This window comes from Fulvitalea axinellae, assembly GCF_036492835.1.
GTDB classification, from domain to species: Bacteria; Bacteroidota; Bacteroidia; order Cytophagales; family Cyclobacteriaceae; genus Fulvitalea; species Fulvitalea axinellae.
The window spans coordinates 3341278-3359006 of record NZ_AP025314.1; the positions used below are offsets into that span (position 1 = coordinate 3341278).

A 17729-nucleotide genomic window follows, 5' to 3' on the forward strand; every position below is an offset into this window, starting at 1 on the left:
CAGCCAGTTTTTATAAACGAACGAGTCCCGAGTCGGGAAAAATCCTTTTCTTCGCGTAAATATTTTGAAGGGAACGATGGATCTGGACAAGTTTAGGAAAGAGGCGAAAAAACGGTTACCGCAATATAAGGACTTGGGCAAAAAGCTCAGGAAGATGAAACCCAAGGCACTGGAAAACATGGTCCACGGCCTCCATCACGAAGTATTCGAAAACACTGACTGCCTAACTTGCGCAAACTGTTGCAAGACCACAAGCCCGATTTTTAAACAGGGAGATATCGAACGCATGGCCTCTGCCGTACGGATGAAGAGCTCGCAGTTTATCGACGAATATCTACACTTGGACCATGAAGGCGATTACGTCCTGAACGAGGCGCCTTGCCCGTTTCTCACCTACGACAACACTTGCATAGTGTACGAAAGTCGTCCCACGGCTTGCCGTGAATATCCGCATACCGACAGAAAACGCTTCCGCCAGATCGTAAATCTTTCCGTAAGGAATACGCAAGTGTGTCCCGCCGTCAAAACTATTTTCGACAAGCTGGAAGAGTCGATTTAAAGAAGTGGACAACGGTTAATCCTTTGAGAATCTCCATTTCGCACTGTTGTCTCAGGCATTTCCGCAATGGATTGGGCTTTTCCGCGGATGACTCAAGCATTTCCGCAATGGATTGGGCTTTTCTGCGGATGACTCAAGCATTTCCGCAATGGATTGGGCTTTTCCGCGGATGACTCAAGCATTTCCGCAATGGATTAGGCTTTTCCGCAGACGACTCAAGCATAAAAATAGCCATACCGACTGGCATGGCTAGGTTTTATTTGGTTACTGGCAATTAATTACACTCCGCATGACAACCCTATTTTCGGTAAACTGACACCTTAAATAGCGACACCGAAATATGCTTGTGTTTTTGCGACAAAATAATTCGGACACTGTCGGTTGTTACTGCGCTCTCCAATTCAATATCATTTATCGCTTGATAATTCCCTTTCTTTTCATAAATCACGTTCCCCCCACAGTCCAACACTTTATAATCGCTCACAACAAATGGTATTTCCGATTCCGGATGCCCCATTTGGTTACATTCTAAAGCGTGGTCAAAGTCCGGGTCAAAAAACAAACGCAAACGCTTTATTTCTTGTGGCTGACTCCAGCTTAAGGTCAACTCCGGCGAAAGATCTCCCTGTGCGGCGACCCAAGCGTTAGGTTCTCCATCGGGAAGAGGGCGGATCTCACAGTTTATACTATTTCCCGCCTGAAACTTATCCAAACCAGGCGTGATTGACAAAGCCAGGTTCTTCCCTCCCGGCCTACGCTCCGGAGTCCAGAACTCGAACGCGTCCAAACCCAATCCTTCCGGCGGTTCCTGCTTTCCGTAATTGGAAACGTCCTTGTTGATTTTTTGCTGAACAGTAAGGATTCCGCTTATCCGCTCTTCGGTCAACACCAGCTCCACATCCGGATTATTCATAAAAGTCAGGTACGCATACCTATCTTCCTCCAACCCTAACTGATCAAACACCAAATCCACGTTTTGCTCGCCTTTCACCAATGGAATGTTCAATGTCTGCAAGGTGCGCTCAGGAGTGAAATGCTTCGGGCTATCGCTTATACGCATTTTGGTTTCCAGTACACAATCACGCTTGGCCCTAACTTTAAGCTTAAACGCATATTCGGTATTTGCCTTTAGTGGCAATAGTTGAGCTACACTAAATTCCAAAGTTTGCCATTCCCCGTTTTCTTCCATCCGCTTCAGGTCCAACCCGGAAGAGGCCTTCACTGTAGCTTTTTGCGCAAGGTCTTCTTCATCGTTCCATTTTAACCTCGGAATACTCTGCCCCGCTTTATTCAGCTCAAGCTGCAGAAAACCAATATTATTTTCTTCGCTCAATTGCCGGGCAGTCCAATTATTTTCCTTGCACAGCCTTGAAGCCATTCCCGCCACTTGGCCCGTCATAGCGCAAGTCAACATTATTCTGGTAGAACCAAAGGCCACATGTGACGCACTGATGATACGGCCCGCCAAAAAGAGATTATCCATATCCCTACTATAAAGGCAACGGTAAGGAATCGAATAAACCCCTTTGCCGTGCCACTGCGAACACGAGTTATGTTTGCTGTAGATACCGTCGGCGGGGTGTAGGTCCATGGCCCAACCACCGAAAAGGACTCGGTCATAGTGGTCGCGTTGCTCTACGATGTCTTTCTGGGAAAGCATATAATCGCCATTAAACCGCCGGCTTTCCCGCTTGCCCGGCACCGTACCGACCCACTCAAGTGTCAGGTTCTCCGCCTCGGGATACTCACCACTGTTTTTCACATGATCCCAAATGCCGTAAACGACTTTCCACAATTCCATCTTAATGTCCTCCGACTCATGGATTGTATCCAACCTTCCGCCATATTCCACCCACCATAGCTTACAGCCGTGTTGTTGGAATTTGTAATTCTTGATGCGGGGTAACTCCGAAGCATTTTTGATCGCAAAAGACGGGGCCGTAAATGTTACGGGCTTTCCAGTGTCTTTTGTATAAAAATAAAGCGAGTGTCCCAGCAAGTCGCCATAATCCTCGATATTCGGGGCGAACCCTTCGTCAAACTCTTCCGCTTTTTCGGCGCCCATACGAAAAGACGCACCCGCCAAAAACGAAACTATTCCGTCGCCGGAAGCGTCGCAGAAAAACGGAGCGGAAACTGTGTAGCCCGTCGAATTCTGACTACAAAACGCCCTTACGCTTTCTATTACCCGATCGCCACTCTTCCGGACCTCATAAACGGCCGTATTGAGCAATAATTTGATATTTTTCTCCTCCAGAACTTTTTCCAAGAGAATGGTGTCAAAGATCAGGGCGTTACCCTCCTTGTTCCTCTTTAGATTATCGAGCAATATCTCATTGATAAGCCCTCCTTCTCTGGACCAACGATTATTGTTGCCCATATGAGAGGTGGCCCCCAACGCCCACAAACGAACTTCGCTAGACGCATTTCCGCCCAAAACCGGCCTGTCCTGAATCAAAACGACTTTTTGTCCCTGCCTCGCCGCCACTACCGCCGCGCAAACTCCCGAAAGTCCACCGCCCGCAACCACAAGGTCCACGTCCAGCTTCACTTCCTTGTTCGATCTATTATTCTCAACCTCTTTCCGAATCATCCTTACGCTTTTTTTAATTTCAATGATGGGTGAATAAACGCCGCCAAGAACAGGATAACCGCCCCCACACCAACCACTAATATCCGTCCCTCTTCAGAGTAGCCTCCCAGAGCCACAATCATCAACCCCACTACAGCCAGCGTAACAGCCAATACTTTCAGCCCGAATTCATTTTGACCTTTATCCGAAACCATTTCCGCTTCTTGGGCTTTCTCTCCAGTTTTATATTCCTCGTATTCACGGCTAACACTTCCCTTTGCTTTTGCGAACAATTCATACGCCGCCAACATTCCCAGTGGCAAAAGCGCCCCCAAGAGCATCTCATCCGCACGGCTTAGGACATCACCAAAAAGGGATGCCGAAAAGAATTTAACCCCTACGTTTATGGCCAAACTAGTGATGGTAATCGTGAGAATGGATTTTCCAGTCTGCCGTTTGGAGAACATCGCCCAAATCGGCGGGGCGTACAAGGAACAACCCGTCACCGCTCCTACGCTCAACACAACATTCACGATACCTCCCGCCGCCGGAACCATCAAAGCGACGGCGATAGTTCCCAAACCGAAAAATAAAGTCGAATGCTTGGCTACACGCATCACTTCATTCACCGAAGCTTTCGGTCGAAGCACCTTGTAAATGTCATTGGTAATCACGGAAGCGGCCAAGTTCAGAGTAGTATTGACCGAGCTAGCCGTAGCGAAGACCATCCCTCCGAGCATCAGCCCTAGCATACCTGTGGGAAGCACCTGTTTGCAAGCCATCAAATACGCTCCTTCGTTCTCAAGGCCTCCCAAGCTCGGATTCATAACTCGGTAAATCATCGGCGGCAACATCCAGATAAACGGGCTGACCAAATAAAGCCAGCCAAAAGAGAGCCCCACTTTCTTGGCGTCCCGTGTGGTTTTCACACTGGTATAGCGCTGTACATAAGCCCAGTTTCCACCAATAAAAATGGTATTGTAAACAGCGAAGGCAACTATAAACCAGATATTGTATTCACCCCTGGTCAAATCAAAAAACCTCTCCGGAGCTTGGTCAACAAAATTATCCAAACCACCGACAGACTTTACTGACAGAACGACAACGACAACCACCGCCGCCGTCAAGATAACAAATTGGAGCACATCGGTAATAATCACGGCCCAAAGACCGCCTACGGCCGTATAAAGCAAAATCAACAGGCCCAAGGCCACTACACAGGCCTCGATGGAGAAGCCCGTCGATACATTAACGATTTTGGCCACGGGATAAAGAAACGCTCCGGTATAAGCCAAAGAGAGAATCAGTATCAGGTAGGTATAAAATTTCTGGGTATTCCCTCCCAATCGTTTACGCACAAACTCCGCCGCCGTCAGGCTTTTGGTTTTCTTCCAACGCGGCGCAATCAGGTACGCCACCAGGAAACCGCCCAAACACATAGCGAGCTGAATCGTAATGGCTACAAATCCCTGCTCATAAGCAATGGAGCCCCACACGACAAAAGTACCCGCCGAAAAGAAACTCATAAAGAGGGACAACCCGCTGATAGACCATGGCACGGCACCGCCCGCAGCGAAGTAAGACTTCATATCCGAACCGCTTTTACGAAACGAAAGCCCCGCCATAACAATCAACAGCGAAAAAACTACAATAACGCCGTAATCTAAATTGCTCATGTTTTAGAAATTTACCCTATGCTCAAAAAATCCATATCCGTAAGAGACTGACTTAACGCTCTTTTTGGATTTGACTGTTCCTACAAAATATGCCGAGTTTATATTCTCTTCCTTTAGCGTCTGCGTTGACTGAGAGCCGTCTTTATAATGAAAAATAACATCTACCGACTCTCGCTTCTCATAATCAAAATTCAAAGGAACTTTCAGGCGGACATCATACGTTTTTCGCTTTACCTTATTGGCTGTCAAACTGATATCCCGATAGGCCAAATACGCCATGCTTTGATTAAAGGCGGTGTTAAAATTAACCCAACCTTCCGACCAGCCCGAATTGCCCATTTCAGGGTGATAAGGGTAATGTTCATTTTTCGCAGTAGCCTCGATGACAAACCGAACGTCCTTCAATTTCCCTAATCCATTGTGCAACGAGAACCACCCCAAGTCAACTCCCTCCACATCGCGAATGCCATGATACACACAATGACGCCCAGTAGGGTTTCGGCCAAAAGCGTTATCGAAATGCGCAAATATCAACTCATTGAATCTCCCGTGTATTTCCGGAGAGTCAACCACCTGCATAGCGCTCAGCATACATGCGGGAAAGCCCAATACGTTCCCGGGTTCATTCCACATCGTACGCTTCACTCCAGTCGGAACCCACTGGCTGTCCGAATATTTTCGGAAATCCCACATGTTTCCGGAGCGCTTCAACACAACATCGCACCAAGCTTCAATCTTCTTCTTCAATCCAACCGGCGCTTTATCTTTGTATTGAGTATACATATACACCATACCCGTCATGGTAAGGTGTTCGCTCATCCGTTGCCCTTTGGTCGTCATCGGGTCATTCCAATCGATATTGTCGATTATCCATTTAACCTGATCATAAGCGGTTTGGAAGTACAAATCCTTATCGGAGCGGTCTTCACGACGAGCGACTTCATACATCAACAAGTTGGGCATCACGGTATAGCCCGGAGGCAACGCCCCTTTAGTGCTTCCCACTTTCTTTTTGACAGCCAAAAGATTATGCCCCCTACTTTCATCATAAGGATAATTTTTCGCTTTATCATCCTGCGCCCAGTTTGCGAAAGCAAACGCTTTAACACTGTCATAATTTTGTTGCGGCATCCATTTCTTTAACCATGGCCAAGCGTAAAGAAAATACGCCAATTGGGCCTTGAAATGCTCGTGACGCAAATCACGGGTCACGATAACGTCCGATGCCCAGTGAATCAATTTCACTATATCAGGCGCCGTTTCATCATAAGGTTCCAGAGCGCCCCAAGTCTTTCGCTCATCAGGTTTTTCATAACTGATTTGGCGAGGCATGCGATCATACGCACCCGGATTGGACAGATATTGCGACACCATTGTATGAAGTTCCCAACCAAACTGGTGATTGTCTCTCCAACCGTACGACCCTCGGCAAGTCTTCTTATACGTACCCACATAATGGCGGGAGTCGATCATAAAATCGACCATGTTTTGGTAAGTTGTACGCTCCAGCCACCACTGTCCAACTCTGAACGGAAACGAAGTGACCCCATTCGCTTTCACCACATACTCCTTTCGCCAGTCTTCGGGATTGAAATCAGTAAAATCTCCAAGATGATTCTTAATGCTCCCACTAAAAAGTACTTTGTCGTCATCTCTTTCGGTAATAACAAAGGAAATACCGTCAGTCATCAAAGGGGCCGTAAAGCGTTTGGGAGCGCCCAAATTGAATCCACTTTGGTTCAAATAAATCGTGGGAACGTTCGCTTCCGCCACACTCTTTTTCCCAGGCTTAATTTTTTCCACTCCAACGCCCAAGGGAGGAATTCCTTCGGGCATAAAAGGCCAAAAAACGATTTCCTTTATTCTGGCTACATCTCCCGGAGTTTTTTCGATCATGACACGAATCGATTTAGTCTTTACTCTTCGTCCTTCGTCAAAAACCAAGGAAAGAGCCGGCTTTTTATTGGAACGGACCCTGCCCGAAAGCACCTCTTTCCAAGCGCCTCCATTCATATATTGGACTTTGGCGTCCGTTATAGCGTCTTTTTGCCCATAGCCCGAATACAGATGGAGCCCGCCGACGTCTTGCTCGTTGTTGAATGTAAAGACCGCCCAAACCTCGTCCTCTTTTTCGCTAACCCACCGGGACGCATTTCCCAGCTTACGGTCAATCATTTTTTCAGGCTTGTGCTCCGACATATACGAGCTAACTTTCACTCCAATCACCTTTATAGGCTCAATAGCAAAGCATTTATTCCCTGCCAAAATCAAAAGTGCGGCAATCAACCACGCGGTTTTCCTAACAATCATCGAAGTTCTTTTTGATTTAAAAATTGTCGTGTCACCCCATCCTTAAACAAGCGGACATTCCCAACGCCTTATTTATCTGTTGACACAAACAATGGATTAAGAGAAATAAAAATGGGCCTCATGTAAACACGGGTAACGCTTGAACTCAAGAAAAATATGCTTCCATAGCTTACACTCATGGGTTCATCAGACTCCACGTTAATATGGACGGCTTTACGCTGGTTATCCCTTCAACGTATTAGCATTTTTATCTTGGCGGAATACTGGTCAGCTATTCGGGGTTAGATTTTATTCCGAAAAAATGAGCTCATTAGAAAAAATCACTCCAAAAGAGAGCGTAAAAGCTAAAGTATAGACAAACAAAAAAGCTCCCCGAAGGGAGCTCTCTCAATCAAACGATTCCACACAACTCTGATCGTTATTTTTTAGGGAATGTCATCCTATAACCCGAAGACACTTTCCCTTTGCTAATATTAGTCAACCTTGATTTAAGAAGACGCTTCTTGAAGCTACTCAGATAATCCGTGAACAGTACACCCTCGATGTGGTCGTACTCGTGCTGGATAATCCGGGCTTTTACGCCGTCGTACGTTTCCTCGTGCTCCTCAAAGTTCTCGTCCAAGTAATTGATCGTCACCGTATCGTGGCGCATTACGGTTTCGCGAACGTCCGGAATACTCAAGCACCCTTCCTCGAATCCCCATTTCTCGCCTTTTTCCTCAACGATAATCGGGTTGATAAACACCTTTTTGAAACCTTCCATTTCATCGTCTTCCTCATCGTCGCCCATCGGGCTTCCGTCAACGACAAAAATACGGATGGCTTTGCCAATCTGCGGAGCGGCCAATCCTACACCGTGGGCGTTGTACATGGTTTCGAACATGTCCTCGATAAGCTTCTTCACATCGAGATCGCCTTCCTCGATATCCTCCGCCACTTTTCTAAGAACGGGGTGCCCGTAGGCAACTATAGGGTAAATCATAATTGTTTCGAACGGATAGGCCGGAAATTCCGGCTCTGTAAACGCAACTTGACGAATATTGAAGCTTCGCCAAATCCTAACAGAAGACAAAAGTAAGCAAATTTCGCCAAAATCCGGGAAGAGCCCGCGAGTTTTGGCAAATTACACTCTGGCCCCTGGCCGAAAAACCGAAACGAAAACGGCGCCAGAAAGAATTTCGGCGCCGTAATTATCCTGTTTTCCGAGATAGCTTAACTCAAGCCTTCCACTTCCCCGTCCACGATATCGATACGCAAAGCCTGCGGTGATTTCGGCAAGCCCGGCATACGCATAATCGAACCGGATTTGGCCACGATGAAGCCGGCGCCAGCGTTGATAATCAAATCGTCAAAAGTAATCGTGAAGCCAGACATATCGCCGATGGCTTTCGGATTATCGGAGAAAGAATACTGGGTCTTGGCCACGCAAACCGGCAAATGGTCCAATCCGAGCTTCTTGATTCTGCGAAGCATCTTAGGCGCGTTTCCTGTAAGCGCAACACCATCCGCTCCGTATACTTTGGAGGCGATTTTCTCCAATTTAACTTTCAGGTCATCACCTTCCTCGTAAGTGAACTCCAAATCACGTTCCCCGGCTTTGTCTACGGTATCGGCCACGGCCTTAGCCAATTCCACTGCTCCTTCTCCGCCTTTTACGAAGGCTTCCATAAGAGCGCAAGGCACGTCTTGCGAGGCGCAATGCTCTTTGACCAGATCAAGTTCCTCATCAGTATCAAAATGGAATTTATTGACAGCCACAACCACATTTTGGCCAAAAGCCTTCATGTTTTCGATATGACGATCAAGATTCGCGAATCCGGCCGTCAACGCTTCTTTGTTCGGAAGCTTGATATCGTCATGCGACGCGCCACCGTGATATTTAAGCGCCTGTGCGGTCACTACCAAAACCGTAGCTTTCGGGTTAAGACCCGCCGCGCGACATTTTATATTGAAGAATTTCTCCGCACCCAAATCGGCTCCGAAACCGGCTTCAGTGATAACGTAGTCGGACAAATCCAGAGCCAAACGCGTAGCGCGTACTGAATTACAACCGTGAGCAATATTGGCGAAAGGTCCGCCGTGTACGATTGCCGGAGTGTTTTCGGTGGTTTGTACGAGGTTAGGGTCCAAAGCGTCTTTCAGCAATACGCAAATGGCTCCCGAGATTCCAAGGTCTTTCACCGTAAACGGCTTTGTCTCGAAATCGTAACCAAGGATAATGCGGTCCACACGGGCACGCAAATCGTCAAGGTCTTTGGCCAGGCAAAGAATCGCCATGATTTCCGAAGCGGGAGTAATATCAAAACCAGACTCCGAAATCACGCCGTTTGCGTTTCCGCCCATTCCCGTCATCACGTGGCGGAGGTTACGGTCGTTTACGTCCAATACGCGACGCCAAACCACTTCGCGAAGCTGTTTTTCGGTATTGCGGTGTTGGTGCACGTAGTTGTCCAACATCGCCGAGATCATGTTATGGGCTGACGTGATGGCGTGGAAATCTCCGGTGAAATGGAGATTGATGTTCTCCATCGGCACCACTTGGGCGTAGCCACCGCCAGCGGCGCCACCTTTCATCCCGAAACAAGGCCCCAACGAAGGCTCCCTGAGCGCAACGGCCGACTTCTTTCCGATTTTGTTAAGGCCCATTGACAATCCAACGGACACAAGGGTTTTTCCATTTCCGGACTTGGTGGGCGTAATGGCCGTCACCAAGATCAGGTTGCCTTTATTGTCGTTGGCTGGAAGGGCCTCGGGACTCAACTTCGCCATATGGCGACCGTAAGGAAACAGGGCTTCTTCGGCAACGCCTAATCCCTCGGCAATCTTTCCGATGGGTTCAAGATGGGCCTCGCGGGCAATTTCGATGTCGGTTTTCATAAGTTTGAAGATTCTGTGAGAAAAAAGTCACATGGTGGCAACCGGTTTCGGACGGTCCGTTCGGTACGCCTGTCCGCCGTTCAGGGTGAAAAGCGACGGCACGTTTCGCATGACGAATTTACATATAAAAAACCTGACGAAGTATCCGTTATTCGGGTATTTTGACTTGGACTTTTACCGACAAAAAAAGGGACCTCTTGCCAATCGCAGAGGTCCCAATTAAATATTTCAAAGAATAGAATCAGGCCATTTTTTATTTGGCGAGACTCTCTCCTTTCAGAATTCTCTTAAACTCCTCAAGGTGTTGTTTATATACGCCTCTCGGGTCCGTATCGTGCTTTTTTGCCAAGTAAGCGGCAATACCCACAACTTCGCCCATCATTCCGCAAGTGCGCATTACGCGAGTACTGCCGAATGCGATGTGCGTAGTACTGATGTTACGGCCAGCCATAAACAGGTTATCGATGTTCTTGCTGTACAGGCAACGGTATGGAATATCGTAAGGAGCCACGCGGATATGCTCAGTAGCCGACATGAATTCCTGCCCCGGGAAGTACTTCGAGTTTTTCTTGTCCGGGAAGTGCAAATCGATAGTCCAAGTAGCGGTCACCATTCCGTCTTCAAACTGAACGTCATCTTGCAGGTCCATTTGGTTAAGTACGTGATCTCCGATCAACCTGCGGGACTCGCGCTTTCCGCCTACATACGACACCCAATCAAGCGCATGGTAAGCATACTTGTCACCTTTCTTGTTTTTGAGAAATGACCAGTTTCCGTAAATGGCGCGCAAGTTATGGTCGCGAATTTCCTCCACGTCATCAATCTGATGCAAGTTGGTAAATCCGGTTTCCCACTGCCAGTCGGCTTTATGGGCGTCGATGTAATATTCGTCAGTGAACTGCAAGGCCCAAGGAGTTTCGGGGAAAGCAGATTTCTCCGATTTCTTTGTTGACACCCACAGGTTCGACATTCCCAACAGAAAGTCGTCCTTTTTTTCCGGAGCCATAGATTCGCCCGTCTGGGCTTTGCTCTCGCGTCCGATGCGATACTCCGCCCCTGCCAAGTAACCGATTGTTCCGTCGCCGGTGCAGTCCGAGAAGTAAGTTCCCGAAAAGCGGTAAGTTTGGTTAGTCTCAATATCGCGACCCAAAACAGAAGCGATTTTTCCGTTTTTCATTTCCACACCGAAAGCGTGCATGTTCAAGAACAACGTAATATTCTCCTCGCCTTCGACAAGCTTGAGTTTGCGGTTGTCGCCGTAACGTTTTCCGTCAACATGGCCGTTTCCCGGGTCACCATTATCGATTTCATTGACGATTTTACCCAAAACTTCAGGATACTTGTTCTGGTAATTGATGCTTCCCATCAAGTGAACACGGATTTCAGAACTGTTATTACCGCCAAGAACGGGACGGTTCTGAACCAAAGCCACTTTCAAACCTTTGCGAGCGCCTGAAATGGCCGCGCACATACCCGAGACACCACCGCCCACAACTACGAGATCATAGTTTCCGGCGCTTTTTGGCTTAGCCAAATCACCGAGCATTTTCTTACGGAAGGCGTCCAAATCGGCTTTTTCGTTCGGCGGAACGAAACCTTTTTTACGCGTAAAAAGAATAGCGTCCACACGGCCATCGAAGCCCGTGAGGTCTTTCAATCGAAGCTCCATGTCCTTGTGCGATACGGTAACGTCTCCGCCATCATACCAGCGCCATCCGGCCTCTCCGCTTACACCGAAAGTCTTTGACAACGGCTTTCCATCCAAATAAACAGCGAATTCACCCGGGCCTTTAGGGAATGGTGCCCAGTCTTTGGTACGAACCCAAAGGCGGTAAGTACCCGTTTTAGGAAACTTAACGGTAGTCACCGCATCGCCTACGGGGTTTCCCATACCGTGGGCCAAAAGGTATGACGATCCCATTACGTCAAAAGATTGCTGGTCGGTCTTCCATCCGCCACGCTCACCGAATGATTCCGCCTCCACAAAAACGTGCTTCTGCGCCGTCGCCGACAACGCGAAAACCAGAGCGAACAGCGTCGCTAAAATTCCCCTTTTCATAAGTTAAAAATTATTGTTTTATCCCTGATTTCTTTTCGTATTTCCTAACCGCTTTACGGACGCCCTTGGCGAGCGCCGGCTTGGCTACCAACACTTCGTAAGCCTTTTTCGCATATCCGCCACTTTGCCCCGTCAGGAATTCCGCCATACGTAGCTGTACCGATTCCGGTAATTCCTCCACATTTCGGAACAAGTCCATCGCCAAGTCGAATTGTTCCAGACTAAGCGTATGAAGGTCTTCAGACAATTCCAGAATTATGTGCGGTGAGAGTTTAGCCGAAGCCAATTTTCTAAGGATTTCGGATTTTAGGCCGTATTGCGCATCTTGGTATCGGTTCCAAAAACGGGTTTGCGTATCCGCGATTTCAAGCGCCCCTTCCGGATAATTGGCCACCGTATATTTTGCCAAAAAAAGCTCAGCGGAATCAACCAACCAGCCAGCTTCGGAAAGCGACATGTCATCTAGCCAGTTGCGCCGGGCAATTTCGTCTATCGAGAAATACGCGTAGTCCTTGTTAGCATTGCGGACAAGATATGGCAAGAGCTTTTTGCTGAATACCGAATCTCGGGTAAAGCTTTTGATATTGGATTTGATTCGGCCGTTGACCAAATGCCAGATAGTATGGCAACTGTAAGCCGCTCCGTCGATAACTTCTTCTTTCACTTTCTCTACCGTAGCGCCCGTGACGGCATCCACTTTAGCCAAGTCGTCACCGCTTTTCTCGTCCGGACCGCCAACGAGATCTTTGAGAGAGAAATCTTTGAGAATGGAAAGTTCGTTCCCGAGAATCCGATGAAGCTTTTCGTAATCCTTTACTTCAAAAGGAACATGATCCAGTTTGGTCATGATTTTCCCTTCGGGCATTTCATACATCATGTAGTTGCCCAGAAGATCCCAGTAAAGATTTACGTAGACAGGCTTGCACTCGCCAGAATAGCAAACGGCACTGAAAACTTCGCTGTAATAATATAGCGGACAGTCGAGGCTGTCAAAAGCCAAATGCACTGTATTCCCGACCGAGTCTTCCAACGAAAGTACGTCCTTTCGCTCATAAGCCTTTGCCGGAAGTTGGCCCAACACGGGCGCTTCCGAAACGGCGGAAACCACAAACGAGCTGGCGACGAACGAACCCGCCAACACCACCAAATAAAAAAGTATTTTCCCTGCCTTGCCTGTCATATCTATCGGGAGTCATTTCCGGCCTGGATTTTCAAACCGAAATTCCTTTCTGTACTCCTAAAGACATAGCTGGGGGCTATTTCCCTCTATCAGTAACCGGGATTTTGAGCCAAATTCTCGTTCTCGTCAATAGCGTACTGGGGAATCGGCAATAAAAGATGCTTCTCCGAAGCTTCCGAGGAGCCACGCTTGCGGGCTTCCTCCACAAATTTCCCGTGTCTGATCAAGTCTTGTCTTCTGACACCTTCCATCCAAAGTTCGCGTAATCGCTCATCAAGGATAAATGCGTTGAACGAATCCAAATCCGGAATTTCCCCACCCTCCACAGTTTCGATTCCAGCCCTGTCTCGTACTTGGTTAAGCGCATCCAAAGCTTCCGCCGAGGGAAAACCGGCAAGATTCGCCAAAGCTTCCGCCTTATATAAAAGTACATCGGCAAAGCGCCACACCACATAATCCGTACCCTGGTCACCACCGAGGCCCTCGGGATCTTCGCTGTACTTCACGGGTAAAGCTCCTTTGTACTTCCGGGCGCTTTCCACTTCGCCGTCACCCACAGGATAGTTCTCCCAAAGGACTTCCAGACGCTTGTCCGCAGGGTCGGTAAAAACCCTATCATAAACGGCCCAAGGCATTTTGTAGCCTCCTATTTTTTCCACCAAATTCCCATCCGGCGATTGGTAATCAAATGGGTAAACCGCCCGTAACCAAGAATTAGACCTAAACGAAACCAAGCAGGGAATCGCCCAGATAATTTCGCTATTCCGCTCATTTTCCACATGAAAAATCGAGGCGTAACTTTCCTGCAAAGCGTATTGGTTGAGTGAGATGATTTTTTCGCACAAGTCAGCCACACTGCGCCAGTCTTTTTCGTGTACGCTCAGCTTTAAGGCCAACATATAAGCGACTCCTCTGGTCAAACGTCCATACTCAAATTCCTCAACAGCCACGGGTAGATCATTTGCCGATTCCATGGCTTCAGTCATTATAAAATTGACCATCCAAGCTTTATCTGGACGTTTTGGTTTGTAATCGGGCCCGTCTTTTTTGAGGTATTCCGGATTTGTCAACACCGGAACCGGACCGAAAAGGTCATAGTGATGCCAAGCCCACAGCGCCCTCATCAAACGCAGTTCGGCCAAAACCCTGGGCCGGTTCAGAGGATTCATCTTGGTGTTGTTTATTTTCCAGATTATGGATGTGCAATCCGTCATCTTGTACGGTTGCCAAAACCTGGTGGAGGCGCTGTTCACCGGAGTCCAAGAAAACTCGCTCCAACGCGGCCATTCCCAATCGCTCCAAGAGCAGTAAAACTCGTCCGTAGTCGCTTCGCTAAAAATAAAACGGCCCGAGTCTTTTCCAGGCGCTTGCCACACTGCCAGCTTTCCATAAGCTCCGTACAGGGCCAACATTACGTCGTCCTCGTTCTTAAAAAAATCCTCTTCCGTTTCTTTGTCTTCGCTTACGGGCTCAAGGCTCCAAAAGCAACCGCCCAGAAGGAACGACAAAACGATCATTCCCAAACATCTTGCGAAGATTAACCGCTTGCGGGTCATAAGCTCAAGTTTAATCCGAGTGTATAAGAGCGCTGGGACGGATACTGACCATTGCCGTCAAATTCGGGATCAAGGCCTTTATAATTGGTCACAAAATCGGGATTGCTCAAGTCCAGATAAAGGCGCAGGTTACGTATTCCCTTAATTTTCCCTTCCGGCAAAGTGTAGCCCAAAGTGATATTCCTGATCCGAAGAAAGGAGATATTCTCGTCAAAATAATCGCCGTAGCCATAGCGCGAAAGCATCCCGCTCGGCATTTCGGAAGTTTGGTTTTCCGAATTCCATCTGTCTTTGATATCCACAGACCTGTTCGCTCCTACAGAATATAGCTTATCGACCCGTGTAGTGAAAGTCAAGGCTACATTATTGGTCCTTACAAACCCGAACTTGCCGTAGGTGTACACTTTCAGATCAAAATTTTTCCAATAAAACTCGTTGCCAAACCCCAACTGGAAATCGGGCTGGCTGTTTCCGCCGTTTATCATATCATGGTGATCCAGCTTTCCGTCGGCGTTTATGTCCTTAAGCTTAACATCGCCGGGAACAGCGGACGGCATATGGGGCAATTCCTCCCCCGGCATAACCAATCCATCAGATTCGTAATAAAAATGGGGATAAAGCGGATCGGAATCCGACTGGTAGTTTTTCTTCGCTATCTGTTCGTCCATTTTTCTCCAATAATCCTCGTAACCGAAAATATTGAAGCTGGAATTCCACCTAAATCCGCCCTTATTAATGTTTACGGTATTGATCGCCAATTCAAACCCTCGGCTAACGGTAGACCCGATATTGTAAGGTTTCAGGCCCCGTTCTTCCCAGCTTTGGGGCTCTGCGTACGCCAAAAGTCCGTCCACCCATTTGGTATAGACATCCAAACTTCCGTTGACCCTATTGTCGAAAAAGCTAAAATCCATTCCAAAATTGACTTCCGTTGAAACTTCCCAACGCAGATCGGGATTTCCCGATTGAAATACCACCGAACCGACTTGCCTTTCCTCACCGATCACGTACGCGTCATCTTCATAGTAAAGGGTTTTATAACTTCCCGAAATACCCTCGTCACCGACTTGGCCTACGCCCAAACGCAATTTCAAACTCGAAAGCGCTTTCCAATTTTTCAAAAAATCTTCGTCCCCAACTTTCCAGGCCAAAGCCATTGACGGAAACAACGCGAAACGGTTGGATTCGCTGAACTTGCTCGAACCGTCAAACCTCATGGTCATGGTAAGCAGATAGCGCTCCCGAAAAGTATAATTAAACCGGGTGAACAAAGAGGCCAAAGTCCTTTCCCAAGCGCCGATTTCAAATTCTTGGCCATCTATTGTACCCTTTTCAAGCATCCACCAGCTGACTTCGTTTTTGCCCAAATTATTTTTGAAGGCTTTGATATTTTCCCACCTAACTTTCTGGAATGCGTAACCGGCCATTATTCCGTATTCGTCGCCGGAAGTGGTCTCGCCCGTGTAGGTTGAAGAGAAATCAAAAGAGATATTATTGACTTTGCTCTCAGTCCACCTTGCCATCCCGTTCTGTACTTTGCCCAAATAGGTAGTGGTAGGCAAGAGGTAACGGGTTTCCGAAGTAGTAGAATTCAAACCGAAAGATACTTTCGTCTTCAAGCCTTCTATAGGCGACCAAGTGACCCGTCCGAAGTTATTGAAATTTATTCCAGTGGCGTCATTCTGAATTTCGAACAAGGAAACAGGATTGGGTTGGTGCGGGCGTTCGGGCATTACGGAAAATTCGCCGTTCTCATCATAAATCGGCAACAATGGGCTGAAAAGCAACGCTCCGTTTACGGTTCCGGACCCTTGGAACACCTCATCGGTGATTTTGATTCCCGGCTTTTCCGAATACTTTGCGCTCATACGAAATTCCGCCTGCCAAGAATCGGAAAAATGATGATCGAAATTCAGGCGCCCAAGCCATCTCTCATAACCGGATTTGATGATTACACCCGCTTGTTTATAATACGAAAGCGAGCCCATCACTCTGGTCCGTTTTCCGCCTCCGCTTACGGAAAGGTTATGTTCCTCTACTATTCCAAGCCTGATCATTTCGTCCAGCCAATCCGTCCCGCCTTGGAAATTCCTTATATACAATTCCGAGTACTTTGGCTTAAAAGGGTCGATACCTTTAGCCAAAATATCCGCTTCGGTATTCGGGCCGTAAACCCCAATTTTGTTTTCGATAAGCCAAAGTTCCTTCCCAATCGCATTCGATTCCAGCATGTATTCTTCCGGATCCAACATTTCGGGCACCGGTCCCAATTTCTGGGAAGTCAATTTCAGTGAATAATTAACTTTCAGGGACTTAAATTCTCCCCGTTTTGTAGTCACAAGCACAACTCCGTTTCCGGCACTGGCTCCGTAAATGGCCGTAGCGCTAGCGTCTTTAAGTATTTCTATAGTTTCTATATCTTCTGGATTCAGGTTGTTCAGCGGGTTTCCGGACATCGGAAATCCATCGACCACCCAAAGTGGCGAACTCGCCGAACCGACTCCGCCACCGCCCCTTATCTGAACCTGTCCGCCACTACCGGGCGCCCAGCCTCCGGGCCAAACCTGAAGCCCGGCCACTTGGCCTATCAGCATATTTGTGACATTGGACGAGACGTTTTTATTAAGATTCTCGGACTTTACGGGCGACACCGCTCCCGTCAGATCACTTCTGCGGGTTTCGCTATAACCGAGCACCAAAACCTCGTCCAGTTCCTCCAATGCGGTGTTCATCACCACCCGGACATCGGTCAAAGGTTCTGTAACTCGCAGGAATCTCTCAAAATAACCGACAAAGGTAAAACGCAAAAAATCGCCCGGTAAGGCGAGTACGTTAAATTGTCCGTCAGCGTCTGTGGTAAGTATCTTTCTGGAGCCCTCGGCTATGATATTCACGCCGGGCATGGGCTCTCCGGATTCGTCATTGACCGTTCCGGAGATC

Annotated in this window: 10 protein-coding genes; 1 reads left to right on the top strand and 9 read right to left on the bottom strand. The window is 47.9% G+C overall.

All coding sequences use genetic code 11. The annotated features are described in order from the left end of the window. Window positions 1–76: 76 nt before the first annotated feature. Window positions 77–559, top strand: a complete 483-nt coding sequence (locus tag AABK39_RS12525; protein WP_338391694.1) for a YkgJ family cysteine cluster protein — start codon at window positions 77–79, stop codon at window positions 557–559. Between the two features lie 298 nt (window positions 560–857). Here AABK39_RS12525 and AABK39_RS12530 read toward each other — a convergent pair whose 3' ends face one another. The 9 genes from AABK39_RS12530 to AABK39_RS12570 form a co-directional block, all read right to left on the bottom strand. Next, the gene (locus AABK39_RS12530; RefSeq protein WP_338391695.1) at window positions 858–3152 is read right to left on the bottom strand and encodes an FAD-dependent oxidoreductase; all 2295 of its coding nucleotides are present in this window, start codon (window positions 3150–3152) and stop codon (window positions 858–860) included. Between the two features lie 2 nt (window positions 3153–3154). Then, window positions 3155–4807, bottom strand: coding sequence for a sodium:solute symporter family protein (locus AABK39_RS12535; protein ID WP_338391696.1), 1653 nt, complete (start codon window positions 4805–4807; stop codon window positions 3155–3157). Window positions 4808–4810: 3 nt separating this feature from the next. After that, complete coding sequence (locus AABK39_RS12540) at window positions 4811–7117, bottom strand: discoidin domain-containing protein (protein ID WP_338391697.1); 2307 nt, start codon at window positions 7115–7117, stop codon at window positions 4811–4813. A 418-nt stretch (window positions 7118–7535) separates the two neighbouring features. Next, window positions 7536–8099 carry a peptide deformylase gene (gene def / locus AABK39_RS12545; RefSeq protein ID WP_338391698.1) on the bottom strand — a complete coding sequence of 188 codons (564 nt, stop codon included), beginning with the start codon at window positions 8097–8099 and terminating at the stop codon, window positions 7536–7538. A 230-nt stretch (window positions 8100–8329) separates the two neighbouring features. Then, on the bottom strand, window positions 8330–9994 hold the full coding sequence (locus tag AABK39_RS12550) for a formate--tetrahydrofolate ligase (RefSeq protein ID WP_338391699.1): 1665 nt from the start codon (window positions 9992–9994) through the stop codon (window positions 8330–8332). Between the two features lie 253 nt (window positions 9995–10247). Continuing rightward, on the bottom strand, window positions 10248–12053 hold the full coding sequence (locus AABK39_RS12555) for an FAD-dependent oxidoreductase (RefSeq protein ID WP_338391700.1): 1806 nt from the start codon (window positions 12051–12053) through the stop codon (window positions 10248–10250). Window positions 12054–12063: 10 nt separating this feature from the next. Next, window positions 12064–13233 carry a hypothetical protein gene (locus AABK39_RS12560; protein WP_338391701.1) on the bottom strand — a complete coding sequence of 390 codons (1170 nt, stop codon included), beginning with the start codon at window positions 13231–13233 and terminating at the stop codon, window positions 12064–12066. Window positions 13234–13322: 89 nt separating this feature from the next. Further along, window positions 13323–14789: a RagB/SusD family nutrient uptake outer membrane protein gene (locus AABK39_RS12565; protein ID WP_338391702.1), complete on the bottom strand. Its 1467-nt coding sequence runs from the start codon at window positions 14787–14789 to the stop codon at window positions 13323–13325. Further along, window positions 14786–17728 (bottom strand): SusC/RagA family TonB-linked outer membrane protein, encoded by a 2943-nt coding sequence (locus AABK39_RS12570; RefSeq protein ID WP_338394688.1) that lies wholly within the window; start codon window positions 17726–17728, stop codon window positions 14786–14788. The genes AABK39_RS12565 and AABK39_RS12570 overlap by 4 nt, the downstream gene beginning before the upstream one ends. Window position 17729 lies beyond the last annotated feature (1 nt).